Source organism: Rhizobium sp. CB3060 (assembly GCF_025200735.1).
GTDB lineage: Bacteria > Pseudomonadota > Alphaproteobacteria > Rhizobiales > Rhizobiaceae > Rhizobium.
The window spans coordinates 2,972,895-2,985,599 of sequence record NZ_CP104158.1; the positions used below are offsets into that span (position 1 = coordinate 2,972,895).

Below are 12,705 nucleotides of genomic sequence, written 5' to 3' on the forward strand. Positions count from 1 at the left end.
CTTGCTTTCGTTCCCACGCCAAGATCCGAGGAGGACAGCATGATCTCGCGCTTCTTCATCGAGCGGCCGGTGCTCGCGAATGTTCTGGCGCTTGTCTTCGTCCTCATCGGCGCGGTCGCGCTCTTCCAATTGCCGGTCGCGCAATATCCGAATGTTGTCCCGCCGACGGTACAGGTGACGACGCGTTATCCCGGCGCGAGCGCGAAAACCCTCATCGACACAGTTGCATTGCCGATCGAACAGCAGGTCAACGGCGTGCAGAACATGCTCTACATGCAGTCGACGAGCGCCAGCGACGGCACCTATTCCCTGACGGTGACCTTCGCGATCGGCACCAATCCTGATCAGGCGCAGGTCCTCGTGCAGAACCGTGTCGCCATCGCCATGCCGTCGCTGCCGCAGGCCGTTCAGGAGCAGGGCGTCACGACACAGAAGAAATCGACGTCTATCCTCGAATTTGTCACCCTCACCTCGCCGGACAGCCGGTATGACAGCCTTTTCCTGTCCAATTACGCCGTCATCAACCTGCAGAACGAATTGGCCCGCCTGCCCGGTGTCGGCAATGTCTCGGTATTTGGCGCCGGCCAGTATGCCATGCGCATCTGGATGGATCCGGACCTGCTGCAGGCGCGCGGTCTGACGCCGCAGGACATCATCAATGTCGTACAACAGCAGAGCCAGGAAGTAACGGCCGGTCAGGTGGGCATGCCGCCCGTGCCGCCCGGCCAGAATTTCCAGTATACGCTCAACGTCAGCGGGCGGCTGAACGACGCCGTCGACTTTGAGAACATCATCGTCAAGGTCGATCAGCAGAATGGCGGACGCATCACGCGCATTCGCGACATCGGCCGCGTCGAGCTCGGCGCCCAGACTTACAGCCAGTCCTTCATGCAGAACGGGCGGCCTGCAACCGGCATCGGCATTTTCCAATTGCCGGAAGCCAACGCCATTACCGTCGCGACGGACGTCGCCGCGAAGATGGCGCAACTCTCGAAGAGCTTCCCGCCGGGCCTTGCGTACCAGGTTCCGTTCGACACGACCAAATTCGTGACGGCGTCGATCGACGAGGTCTACGTGACGCTGGTGGAGGCCGGCGTCCTGGTGCTCATCGTGATTCTCGTCTTTCTGCAGGATTGGCGCGCAATGCTCGTGCCGGCGACGACCGTTCCGGTGACGATCATCGGCGCCTTCGCAGCGATGGCGGCGCTCGGTTTCACCGTCAATCTCTCGACGCTGTTTGCCATCGTTCTTGCCATCGGCATCGTCGTCGACGACGCCATCGTCATCGTAGAGGGTGTCACCCGTCACGTCGAGGCAGGAATGCCGGGCAGACTGGCCGCCGAAAAGGCGATGGACGAGCTGTTCGGTCCCGTCATCGGCATCACGCTCGTCCTGATGGCGGTGTTCATCCCGGCAGCCTTCCTCCCCGGTCTGACGGGACAGCTCTACAAGCAATTCGCACTCGTCATTGCGGCGACCGCATTGATCAGCGCCATCAACGCCATGACGCTCAAGCCGACGCAATGTGCACTCTGGCTGCGCCCGCCGGTACCGCCTGAGAGACGCAACTTCTTCTATCGCGGCTTCAATAAGGTCTACGACAGGGCGGAGCATGCCTATGCCAGGCTTATCGGCGGCATGGTTCATCATAGTGGCATCGCGGTCCTAGTTGCCTTGGCATTGATCGGCGTCGCCGTGTGGGGGCTGACACGCCTGCCGACCGCCTTCCTGCCGGTAGAGGATCAGGGCTATGTGCTGGTCAACGCCCAGCTTCCAGATGGCGCCTCCAAGGAGCGGACCGATGCGGTCATGGAACAGGTCGGCAAGATTGCGCAACAGACGCCCGGCGTCGACCAGGTGCTGACCATCAGCGGCATCTCCGTCCTCGACAATAACGCCAGCCTGCCGAATGCCGGCGTCGCTTATGTCGTGCTCAAGGATTGGGGTATCCGCGGCAAGGAAAAGGGACAGGACCTGCTGTCGATCTACGAACATTTGAACGGCGCCCTGCGGGATATATTGGCGGCAAAGACGCTGGTGATCGTGCCTCCACCGATCCAGGGCATCGGCAATGCCAATGGCTTTACCATGCAGGTCGAGATCAGGAACGGGAATTTCGATTATCCGCTGCTGCAGGGTCTGGCCGACACCATCGTCAAGAACGGCAATGCGCAGTCGGCGCTGCAGCGGCTGAGCACATCCTTCCGCGCCGACGTTCCCCAGCTCTCCGTTTCCGTCGACCGCATCAAGGCGGAGACGCTCGGCGTGACCGTCGGACAGGTCTTCTCGGCGCTTTCGGGCTACGTGGGATCAAGCTACGTGACGCAGTTCAACAAATTCGGGCGAACCTTCCAGGTCTACGTGCAGGCATCGCCCGATTTTCGGATTCGCCCCGACGACATCCGCAACCTGAAGGTCAAGGCCGGCGACGGCACCATGGTGCCGCTCGGCACGGTGGTCGATATCACCAGCGAGCAAGGCCCATCCCTCATCAGCCTCTATAACCTCTATCCGACCGCCACGATCGTCGGCGGAGCTTCCAGAGGCTTCAGTTCCGGGCAGGCACTCGATGTCATGGAACAGATAGCCGACCGCACGCTGTCACCCGGAACGGGCTTCGAATGGACGGCTCTGTCCTATCAGGAAAAGATTGTCGGCGGTCAGATCTATTTCATCTTCGCCCTTGCCATGCTTCTCGTCTATTTCGTGCTCGCCGGCCAATATGAAAGCTGGATCCTGCCCTTGGCCGTATTGCTGGCGGTGCCGCTCGCCCTGCTTGGAACGGTGGGAGCGCTAAGCGCTGTGGGCGTCGCCAATAATCTCTACACCCAGATCGGGCTTATCCTGCTGATCGCGCTTGCCTCGAAAAACGCTATTCTCATTGTCGAATACGCGCGGGAGAAACGGGAACAAGGCATGGAAATTCTCGACGCCGCGGTCGAGGCGGCGCGCCTGCGCTTCAGGCCGATCCTGATGACATCCTTCGCCTTTATCCTCGGTGTCGTGCCGCTCGTGCTGGCGACGGGAGCCGGCGCATCCGCCCGCAAGTCGATCGGCATATCCGTCTTCAGCGGGATGATCGCCTCGACTTGCCTCGCCGTACTCTTCGTTCCCTCGTTCTACGTCGTGTTGCAACGCATCGAGGAATATAGAAAACGCCGAACGGTCGCGCAGCCGGTTTCGCAAGCCGCGGACTAAAGCGCATCGCGATCTCTGGGATTCGCTCCTTGCGCTTTAGGTCTTTGATTGTGCGCATGTCGTTATCGCAAAACCGCCGCACACTTTGCGCGACATGCTTTAAGAGCAAGTATGGCGCCCAAGCCATATTCGAGGGCGCCATCCGATCTAAACTCACTTCCTTGCCACGGACGACCAGTTGGCGCGCGGGATTTTGCCCCTATTGCACGACGACCCTGACATAGACGTTGCCGCTCTTGGCATAGTAGCCGGATCCGCAGCGATAGTAATAGCCGCCATAATAGGCCCCATAGACGCAGCCCGCCGGTAGAACGGCGATACCAGCCGTCGTTCCCACGACCACGCGGCGCGTCGTTCTGCGGGCGACGCCCGCATAGGAAAGCGGGGTCAGGGGCCGGCCGATGATGGCACCGGCCGGCGTGGCGAAATCTATCGACAGCGGTATCACCCCGCCCGGCTCGACATTGACATCGGCGAAAAGGAAAGCGCCGGCCAAACCTGCGGCCACCAATAATCTCGGATATCTCATTTGCCTTCTCCCGCATCGGTAGGCGCGGGAAGCTCATCGAGCGACTGGAGTTCGCTAAGATCGACCTTCTTCGCGCTGGTCGGAATATCGATATTGTAGGAAACCTTGGCCACATCGGCGCCGCTCTTGAAGTCGCTGATCTCCAACGTGTATTGCGGTGCCTGACCGACATGCTTGCTGGTGATGACGTAGCGCCGCGGTATCGGTTGCGCTCCGGCCTGTATCCAGATCTGCCAGTCGATTTCAGGCGTGCGGAAGGTGAGATATTCACATTCGACGCCGTCGACGAAAGCGCTGGAAATATGTTTGGCGACAGTCACATCCGACATCATCAGATCGTAGACATTCGTCGACAGCAGGTCTGCACCCGGCGCCTCGACACCGGCACCCACCAGCCGCTCAAGCAGCTCGTCCACAGACCCCTTGGCGTCGATCTTGGCATAGGCGTCGAGGTTCTTGCCATGGACGGTCAGGGTCGAGCCATCGAAGCTCACATCCACATCGGCAAACCCGCCTGTCCTTGTGATCCTGAGCTTGTCGGGACGCGTGAGGCTGGCCGTGCCGGAACTGACGAATTGCAGCTTCTCGAAATCCGGTGTCACTGCCTCGAGCGCGGATTGATAGTGAAACGACATCGTCTTCTGCGCCGCCAGATAATCAGACATGGCTTTCAGAATATCCTTCGCATCATCCGCCAACGCCGCCGTGGGGAAGACGCAGCAGACGCCGACAGAACCGAAAATCAGCAGTCGTTTGAATGTCTGAACGTACGAAATCGATGACATGGCAACACCTTTCGTTCGGGCCATCGTTGATCCACCGAATGTGCAGGCTGCCGGTTGCGGCAGGCCCGTATCGCTCAAGTTCCATGAAATGTCGGTCTTCGACCTCTGAAGACCATGGACCGCGGCTGTTCCGCTGCCCGCCCGCCACAGAATCCGCTCTTTTGATCCCAAACATCCTCTCCGCCTGAAGATGAATTCACCTCAAGCGGGACGCTCTAAGAGAGAGGCAGCATCCTATAACCCGCTGATCAATACCTTCTGGCACGTGGGAGACAGCCGTTGCATGTTGTTCCGCAGGCATGCAATGCCTCTGCCTCCGCCGAGCGGCACGGAACGGCAAAAGGCGCGGAAATCCGGGCCGCACGTCCGACGCAGGACGATCAATTCTTCGCGCGGCGTGAAAGATGGCATTGGCATGCCCGCACCGGGCATCGCCGCCGCGCCGCCGCCTGCTGCCGGCGCCTGGGCGCCACCGGCAGGCGCCGAAGCGCCTCCTCCCAAAGCCGCAACCGCCTGCTGGCAGGATGGGGAAAGAGTCGCACTGTGCTGGCGCAGACAGGCTAGCGCCTGGGAGCCACCCGGCGTCACACCCGAACATTGGGCCATGAAATCGGAACGACAGGCCGATTTGACCGCATTGCGCTGTGCCTGCGTCGGCTGGGACGTTTGCGTTCCGGTCGTCGCTGCGCCGGATTGTGCCGGCGCCGTTGCCGGCGTCTCGGCGGGCGCAACGGCACTAGACTTCTTTTTGGTCGTGTCCACCGCCGATACGGCACTCCGGCAGGCGGGAGAGAGCGTCGCGCTATGCTGTTGCAGGCAGGTCAGCGCTTCGATGCCGCCCGGCGTCACGCCTGAACATTGCGCTATGAAATCGGAGCGGCAGGCCGATTTGATGGCATTGCGTTGCGCATCGGTCGGCTGTTGCGCATGAACCGCGCCGGCAGCAACGCAGAACACGAAAGCGCAAGACGCGACATATGCCGACAGGCGATATTGCCATCCACGCGGGACGGCCGCGAGAAAAGACGCAGATTTGCCCATTGTTTCCCCCACAAAAGAAAAACTTTCGCGTTTGTCGCAGAAACCTGTGGCCGAAGTAACAAGATCGAAAAAGAGATGAAACGGAAGCTACGTGCGGCCGATATGCGGAGGCATCGCGACTACTCCTAAGTTACCATACCAGAGATGTTCGCGAAGAGGTAGTCTAGCAACCCATAATCCTTTGGCGGTAGCTTCGTCCCTTGTTCAAGGAAAGCTTCGAAAGCTATGACAGTTCTTCCCGCTTGCGCCGGCATCAACGGGTTGATGGATAGTCTAGAAACGCCGCAACCCTAAACAAAGGCCGCCCTGCCCCAGCAACCGAGCAGTTGATAGTCATTCGCAAGTATTTTCGGGCAGTTCAGTAGACGAAGCATCTTCAGTGTTCTTGGGAACGGTTGATTACCTCCACCAGTCTTCCCGCCTTCGCCATGTCAAATCGCTCTTGCGACTTTTGCCTGCCGCTTTCCTGTCGCCCTTCAGATGATCCATGTAGCCACCAAGGACACTGTTGATGAAAACATGAGATTTTGCGCGGTTCGAACCCAGCAGCTTAAATCTTGCTTCCCTGTCCTGCTCCATTTGTTGAGCGATCTTCCAAAAGATAAAGCTATCGTGGCTTTCCTTCATCGCCAGAAAATACCCTGATGTATAGATGCGTTCGAAGCGGTCCGCGAAGGTCAATATTTCCCGATGATGCAGGTTGTAACCCACCCAGCCGCATTCGGGATACATTCGACGATTTAAGTAAGCGGCGAGTTGGTCCCCTCTCGGTGCAATTCTGTCGACCAGGCTGCGCGGAACATCCCTATGGGTAACCGTATCCGCATCGAGCCATATCAACTGGTCGGCCGTCGTCCGGTATCGCCGGATCGCATCGGTGACAGCGAAAACCTTGTTGGAAAAGCGTACGGCATCCCACCGGTAATCACGTTGCAAACTGGACCTGGATAAACAAATTCCGTTGGCTAGCGGATTGTCGGCGAAGGCCTGGCGAAATTCGAGCAGGCGCGGGAGAGCTTCACCGTGGTCCAAGATCTGAAGCCTGCGATCTTTCTCCTCAACATCGACGTCCTCTGCGTAGACCAAAAGCCCGATGTCCTCCGGCCAGTGCTTGAGAAAGGTCTCGATGCATCTTTTCCCATAGTCGCGGTAACCCTTCTCGTGAAAAGTTGTCACAACAACATGCCTTAGCTGTTCTTGCCGCCACGGATTTGGGAAAAACATCGGCAATCAGGCTCCGTAACGAATGTTTTTGTCAGTCAGAATTGACTAAAGCGGTGTGAGCGGTGCCCGCTCTGAAAAGAGCCTCGATATCTAGACGATTGCCGACAGTCGGGGATGTCCGAATGTTTCCGCGCAATGACATTTGTGAGAAATCTTGTTTCCAGATCTGGCGATGTGCACCAGGTGAACGACGGCTTCGGCCGGATGCCATGGCGCCGGGCACGGATGCTAGCCCTTCCATCCGGCTCACAACTTTCCTGAACAATGACAAGCCCTCGGCCATCGACGAACGGCGGCGCTCTCGACCTGAAAGCACCTCTGTCTTGGGATTGTGACGGATGAGGTTGTCTGGTTCCCGTCGAGACATCAAGCGAGAAGCTGGTCGAAGCCGCGCAAAAGGAACATCGCTGGGCGCTTGCTCCCGAGGGCCGTGCATGGTTGCGATCCTGCACTTGCCAACAAGCTTGCCCCTATTGTTTGGCCACGCTCGCAAGCCGTGGTGTCTATAAAGCTCCTGCCGGGACGGCAAAACCGCTCAGCTTGGTCAGCCGGCGGCGGCGGCGCCACGATCGCGTAGTGCAGCTTGAGTTTTAGCGGCAGCGCTAGGAATGTTATGTGGGAAGTTGGTTGCGGGGGCACGCAACCAACGATTCCTGCGATTGGTCGAAAGGCCTATCCCAAGGCCAGCGGCTTAGGCTCGTATGCCCAGTTCAAATCCCTCGCGTCCCGCCCGCCGATTGTACGCTATGTGACCTTGTCGACGTGCCGCAGCGTGGTTGCGGGAGCCTCATTGCGCAGAGACTGTATGAAGCTGTCGAGCACAAATCCGTTTTGCGCCCCATTTTCGGACAGGTGTCACGTGATCAACCTCGCGATCAATGCAAGCAGTAGGTAATAGATTGCCGGGACACATTCATGCTTTTGTCAGCAAAAGAGTGCCTACAATTCGCGAGTGTTCCTATCTGAAAACCCGCTCTGGCACTCGAGTAAAGGCCGGCTGGAGAAATTTCTGCGAAAATTTAGATCGGGAGAAATTACGATTCCCGTAGTGCGCGCGGAGACCGCGATGCCACATGGTTCGGCACCGCGCGAAGGCGCGCGGCGCAGGGAACGCTTTCCTGATTTCATGCATGTAGCCTTCGCACGTCGTCGAACAACATGACATCGCCCTGACAACACTATCGCTGCAACTGTCTTACGGCTCAGATAAATGTCCCCACGTCCTAGAGGATCCTACCTTCCTTAACAAACTCGCGCTGGATCGCGGCCTCGAGCCCTTTCAGGTCCATCCGCAGCAACTGTTTGGCGAGCAGGTCGATGGCGCAGAACTGGGTGACGTTGAGGATGCCAGCGCCGGAGAGTTCGTGGCGCGCAGCGATGTAGTGCCAATCGATGTCGTCGGCGATGGCGATCTGCGAGGGAAAGGTCTTCAGCCAGATCTCGTAACGCTCTTCGGGGCGCGGCATCGGGAACTGAATGATGGTCTGCAGCCGGCGCACGAAGGCATCGTCGATATTGGCGCGCTGGTTGGAAGCGAGGATGACCACTCCGTTGTAGGCCTCGATCCGCTGCAACAGGAACGCCACTTCCTGGTTCGCATACTTGTCGTGTGCGTCGCGGATATCGGTGCGCTTACCGAACAGCGCGTCGGCCTCGTCGAAGAACAGGATCCAGTTCTTGTTCTCCGCCTTGTCGAACAGGCGGGAGAGGTTCTTCTCGGTCTCGCCGATGTATTTCGACACGACACGCGACAGATCGATGCGGAACACGTCCTTGCCGGAGTGCTTTCCAAGCAGCATCGCCGTCATCGTCTTGCCAGTGCCCGGCGGCCCGTAGAACAGCGCCCGATAGCCGGGCTTGAGCTTCTTACCCATGCCCCAGTCGTTGAGCAGCGTATCATTGTGCTTGATCCAGCTCTCAATCTCGCGGATCTGCGACAGCGTGCCCTGATGGAGGACGAGATCCTCCCAATCCATCTTCGTCTCGATATATTCGGCCGGGAAATCGGCACCGAAGGAGGGCCGCGTGACCTGGCCGATGGTAATCTCTTCGACGATTTCGGGATCGACAATGAGCCTGCCGCTCATCACGGGTTCGCCTTCGCGCACCGGCTCGAGCCAGAGGATGCGCTTACGGGCAAACCAGTGGTCGCTAGATAGCATGCGCTGGACGGCGAGGCGCCTTTCAAGGTTCTCTCCCGCCAGGACAAAGAGCGCTGTCTCGCCGGTCGGAAGAATGCCGCGATGGCTGGTGCCCTTTACTCCGCCGAACTCCGGAAACTCACCGCCATCGGGCAAGTGCGCGGCGATGAGTTTACTAAGTAGCGCAGGAGCAAGGTGAGGGACCAGCGCGAGAATGAGGAGGCAGAACTCTTCGGGCATGGGTTGGTGGCGACGAATGAACCAAGCCAGCCAGGAGCCGTCATCGTGATAGTCCAACGCATTCGCGTCAAAAATTGGAGCCGCGCCAAAGTGCACGTCTAGTGCTCCGGCGACAACTTCTGCGAGCCAGCCAAGTGCCGATTGCAGATTGGAAGCATTGCTATCCAAGTAGCATCTCCTCATGCATGGGTGAACTATTCGCCAGTACCCCGGAAGTTGACACCGATGTCCTTGGTGTAGGTTTCGCCGCGGCTTCCAAGGCTCAGGTTCAAAGCGTAGGACATGACCTGGTATGTCCCTGCGCTGCTGTTCCACGCTTCGCGGGGCGCTTGACCGGTCTGATTTCCCGAGCCGTTCGTCCAATGGTCTGCAATGGGAGGAAAATGATCTGCCGAGGCCTCGCGGACAGGGACGAGCGCGCGGCCGGATGCCGGGTCTTTTTTCACGAACCCCTTGCCCGCCTCCCGTGCAGGGTCTCCCTCGCTCAGGAATTCGTTGCTGTTGTTCGGATTGCGCAGCGCCGGCAGTTTTTGCTTCACGATGGAATCGCGCATCGACTGGGAGTCCCTGTAGAAGTTCGGACGAATAAATGCACTGCCGCGCTCGCCCGGCCGTAGCTCGAACTTGCCACCGCCGGCCGGAACGGCATGCTTCGAACCGTGGACGAAGTTGGTGCGCTGCCAACCCGCGGCCCCCTCGTTGCGGTACGACTGTTTCTTGACGTTACCGTCCGTCGTGACCGTGGTGAATTGGACCGGAACCTCGACTCCGCCGCGCCGAGCCAGAACACTTGCGCTCGCCGTGACCTGTTCGAATGCGGCTCCAACCTGAATCCAGGAGTTGACCGGAACGGGTGTGACCGGGCCGAGAGGTTCCAGCTTCACCTGCTTGGGGCTACCGGTTTCTTCTTGGCTGGCCGACGCAGTAAAGTGGATGGTCTCGCTCTGTTCCTGTTTTGAGTCGACAACCAAGTTGAGCGTCAGCAATTTGTAGCGGCTCTTGATCGGGCCGAGCTGGTTGCGCACGACTGTCTCGTCGAAATCTTCGGGATTCACGAGTTTCTCCGCATCCGCAATGGCGGCCAGCTTGTCCTTCTTCTTCTGCTCCTCCGTCCGTTCGTCCGGCTTGTCCTTGCTTGAGAACAGCCTCGCAAACAGCGCCTTCGCCTTGCCGACGATCCAGCCGATCACGGCGTCGAGCGCCTTGTCGACGGTGGTGCGGACCTTCTGCACCACCCCCATGATCTTGTCGGTGACCTTGCCGAGGCCGAGGAAGCCGGCGAGGAAGCTGATGGCGAGGGACAAAAGGCCAGCGAGCACGCTTTCGACGCGGTTGGCGGCGGCTGTGATGTTGCCGGCCGCGATGGTGACGATCGAGTCGATAAAGGCGGTCACCACCTGGATGATCTTGGAGATCTTCTGTACGAAGACCATGACGGTGTCGTAGATCGAGATGATCGCCGAGATGAAGCCGGCGCCCGGAATGAACATCGCCAGGATCTTCGGGATGGCCTTTTTGACGATCGAGTCGGTAACGAAGGAGATGATGCCACTGGTCACCTGGTCCTTGAGGTCGGTGAGCTTGCCCTTGATCAGTTCCCATGCCGCCCCGACGCCACCGACGACCAGCGCCTTGACCACGTCAAAGGCGAGTTCCAGCCCCTGCATGATCTTTTCGCCGTTGGGGCCGAGCGCCTTGACGATCTTGCCGCGGATCTGCGCCCAGGTGATGCCGAGAACGCTGAGGGCAAACCTGCCGAGTTCGGGCAGGCTCAATGCCTTGGGAATATAGACGCCTTCGAGCGAGCCGGTGAGCCAGTCGATGAGGCCGGCCTTAAGGTGGGTGCCGATGCGGTCGGCGAAGTTGGTGAAGCCGAGTTTTCCGGCGCGCACCAGGTTGCCGAGGAAGGGCATGGGATTTTTGAGGATGCCCTTGAGTGCGGCGCCGGTCCTCCTGATGTAACCCATGAGACCGGGACTGACGACGTCGAAGATGATCTCGAGCAGGTTCCAGATCGTCGTCAGGCCCCAGGTGACGAACTCGACGGCTATGGTGAGGAAAGCCTTGGCGACTTTGCCGAAGGCACCCGCGACGGTGATGATGTCGACAAAGGTCAGGGACGTGAGGATCGCGACGATCCTGCCGGGAACGGCGCGAACCATGCCCATCAGGCCCGATAGCGCGCCCTGGAACCAGGCCCAGGCGCGCGCGATGGCGTTACCCTTCTTGATGTTCTCCCAGATTTCCTCCTGGCCGATCAGCTTCATGAAGCCGCCGAGCAGGTTTTCGGCCGTGCGTGCCACCGGCTCGGCAGTGACCGGATCCTCGCCGAGGACGGCGCATAGCAGGTCATAACCACGAGTGCCCAGGGCCAGCGCGGCAAGGGGTTTGAGGATCGCGTCCTTGACGAGCTTCAGCAGTTCGGTCGCCGTTGAGGTGGCAAAGCTGATCAGCCGGCCGATCGGCTCGGTGAAGATGCGTTTGGCGCGTTCCCACACGCCGCCGAGATCAAAGATGTCGGTCCAACTGAGGGAATCCATGAAGCCACGCAGGGCCGCGATTATGCCGGCACCGATATTGCCCAGCGTGGCGAGCTGCTGTTCGATCCAGGACGCGGCCTTGTTGATGACACCATGATTGTCGAGCGCCTGGGTGATGAAGGCGCCGCCCGGCATCAGCTCGATGAGCGCTCGCAAAAGGTTCGCGGCATTGCGGTCCGCCGAGCGCATATTGACCGGGTTGAAGCCGATGACCAGCGTCAACAACCGGAAGCCGGGAATGGCGTAGGCCCACTCGGCGAACTTGTCCAAGGCGTCCTGGACGCCAAGGCGCTGCACGGCAGGGGTTGTTGCGGCCGTGCTGACCTGGGGGCTGCGCTGAACCGCGTGCCCCTGCTGGATTGTGTGGGTGAGTTCGTGGGCAAGGAGATGCTGCCCGTCGCTCGCCCCCGGCTGGTACTGGTCGCGCGAAAAGAAGATGTGGTTCTGGTAGGTGAAGGCGCGGGCACTGAGCTGATTGCTGAGGCTCGCCGATTCAGCATCGCGATGGATGCGCACATTGGAGAAGTCGGCGCCGAACCGGGGCTCCATGTGGCCGCGCACGTCGGACGAAAGCGGCTCGCCGCCGGTGGTCTTGTTCTGGATGGCAGATTGCACGTAGCCGGCCACGACAGGGGTCGCGCCGCCGCTGCTGCTGGCGCCGGCCGCCGCGTCACGCTGTAGCTTTTTCTCCTCAGCCGGCGCCTTCTGAAGCTTGCCATCGGGCATTCCTGCGGGCTGGAGCTTGTCGTCCTGCCGGCGTTGAAGTTTTTCCGTGGGCGCGGGCATGCGCATGACGCGGTCTGCCGTCCGGTCGGCTTCCTGCTCGAACTTGTCGCCCGGCGTGTTGACCGTTATCTTCGTCTGCACTGCGGGGGCGGAGCTGTGCCGGCCAAGGAAGCCGCCGCTGTCCTTGCGGGCAATGAACGGCTGGCGCGCTGCCTGGCTTACCGAGGCAGAGGTGGTCGAGGATTTCTCGGCACTGGTCTTGATCGCGCTGGGGGACACCG

Annotated in this window: 7 protein-coding genes; 1 reads left to right on the forward strand and 6 read right to left on the reverse strand. The window is 59.8% G+C overall.

All coding sequences use genetic code 11. The annotated features are described in order from the left end of the window. The first annotated feature begins 39 nt into the window (after positions 1 to 39). The gene (locus N2601_RS14395; protein WP_104824449.1) at positions 40 to 3,198 is read left to right on the forward strand and encodes an efflux RND transporter permease subunit; all 3,159 of its coding nucleotides are present in this window, start codon (positions 40 to 42) and stop codon (positions 3,196 to 3,198) included. Between the two features lie 199 nt (positions 3,199 to 3,397). Here N2601_RS14395 and N2601_RS14400 read toward each other — a convergent pair whose 3' ends face one another. The 6 genes from N2601_RS14400 to N2601_RS14425 form a co-directional block, all read right to left on the reverse strand. Continuing rightward, entirely contained in the window at positions 3,398 to 3,727 is a 330-nt protein-coding gene (locus N2601_RS14400; RefSeq protein WP_104824450.1) for a hypothetical protein, read from the reverse strand. After that, positions 3,724 to 4,512 carry a DUF2092 domain-containing protein gene (locus N2601_RS14405; protein WP_104824451.1) on the reverse strand — a complete coding sequence of 263 codons (789 nt, stop codon included), beginning with the start codon at positions 4,510 to 4,512 and terminating at the stop codon, positions 3,724 to 3,726. The genes N2601_RS14400 and N2601_RS14405 overlap by 4 nt, the downstream gene beginning before the upstream one ends. A 234-nt stretch (positions 4,513 to 4,746) precedes the next feature. Further along, positions 4,747 to 5,553 (reverse strand): cysteine rich repeat-containing protein, encoded by an 807-nt coding sequence (locus N2601_RS14410; RefSeq protein ID WP_245463901.1) that lies wholly within the window; start codon positions 5,551 to 5,553, stop codon positions 4,747 to 4,749. A 399-nt stretch (positions 5,554 to 5,952) separates the two neighbouring features. After that, the gene (locus N2601_RS14415; RefSeq protein ID WP_104824452.1) at positions 5,953 to 6,777 is read right to left on the reverse strand and encodes a hypothetical protein; all 825 of its coding nucleotides are present in this window, start codon (positions 6,775 to 6,777) and stop codon (positions 5,953 to 5,955) included. Positions 6,778 to 8,000: 1,223 nt separating this feature from the next. Beyond that, on the reverse strand, positions 8,001 to 9,326 hold the full coding sequence (locus N2601_RS14420) for an ATP-binding protein (protein ID WP_199773491.1): 1,326 nt from the start codon (positions 9,324 to 9,326) through the stop codon (positions 8,001 to 8,003). Positions 9,327 to 9,352: 26 nt separating this feature from the next. Next, on the reverse strand, positions 9,353 to 12,703 hold the full coding sequence (locus tag N2601_RS14425; RefSeq protein ID WP_199773492.1) for an eCIS core domain-containing protein: 3,351 nt from the start codon (positions 12,701 to 12,703) through the stop codon (positions 9,353 to 9,355). Between the last annotated feature and the right edge of the window lie 2 nt (positions 12,704 to 12,705).

Bases quoted from the DNA above. Each gene is read 5' to 3' on its own strand.
- N2601_RS14405 (WP_104824451.1), bottom strand. From the start codon at position 4,512: ATGTCATCGATTTCGTACGTTCAGACATTCAAACGACTGCTGATTTTC.
- N2601_RS14400 (WP_104824450.1), bottom strand. From the start codon at position 3,727: ATGAGATATCCGAGATTATTGGTGGCCGCAGGTTTGGCCGGCGCTTTC.
- N2601_RS14410 (WP_245463901.1), bottom strand. From the start codon at position 5,553: ATGGGCAAATCTGCGTCTTTTCTCGCGGCCGTCCCGCGTGGATGGCAA.
- N2601_RS14415 (WP_104824452.1), bottom strand. From the start codon at position 6,777: ATGTTTTTCCCAAATCCGTGGCGGCAAGAACAGCTAAGGCATGTTGTT.
- N2601_RS14395 (WP_104824449.1), top strand. From the start codon at position 40: ATGATCTCGCGCTTCTTCATCGAGCGGCCGGTGCTCGCGAATGTTCTG.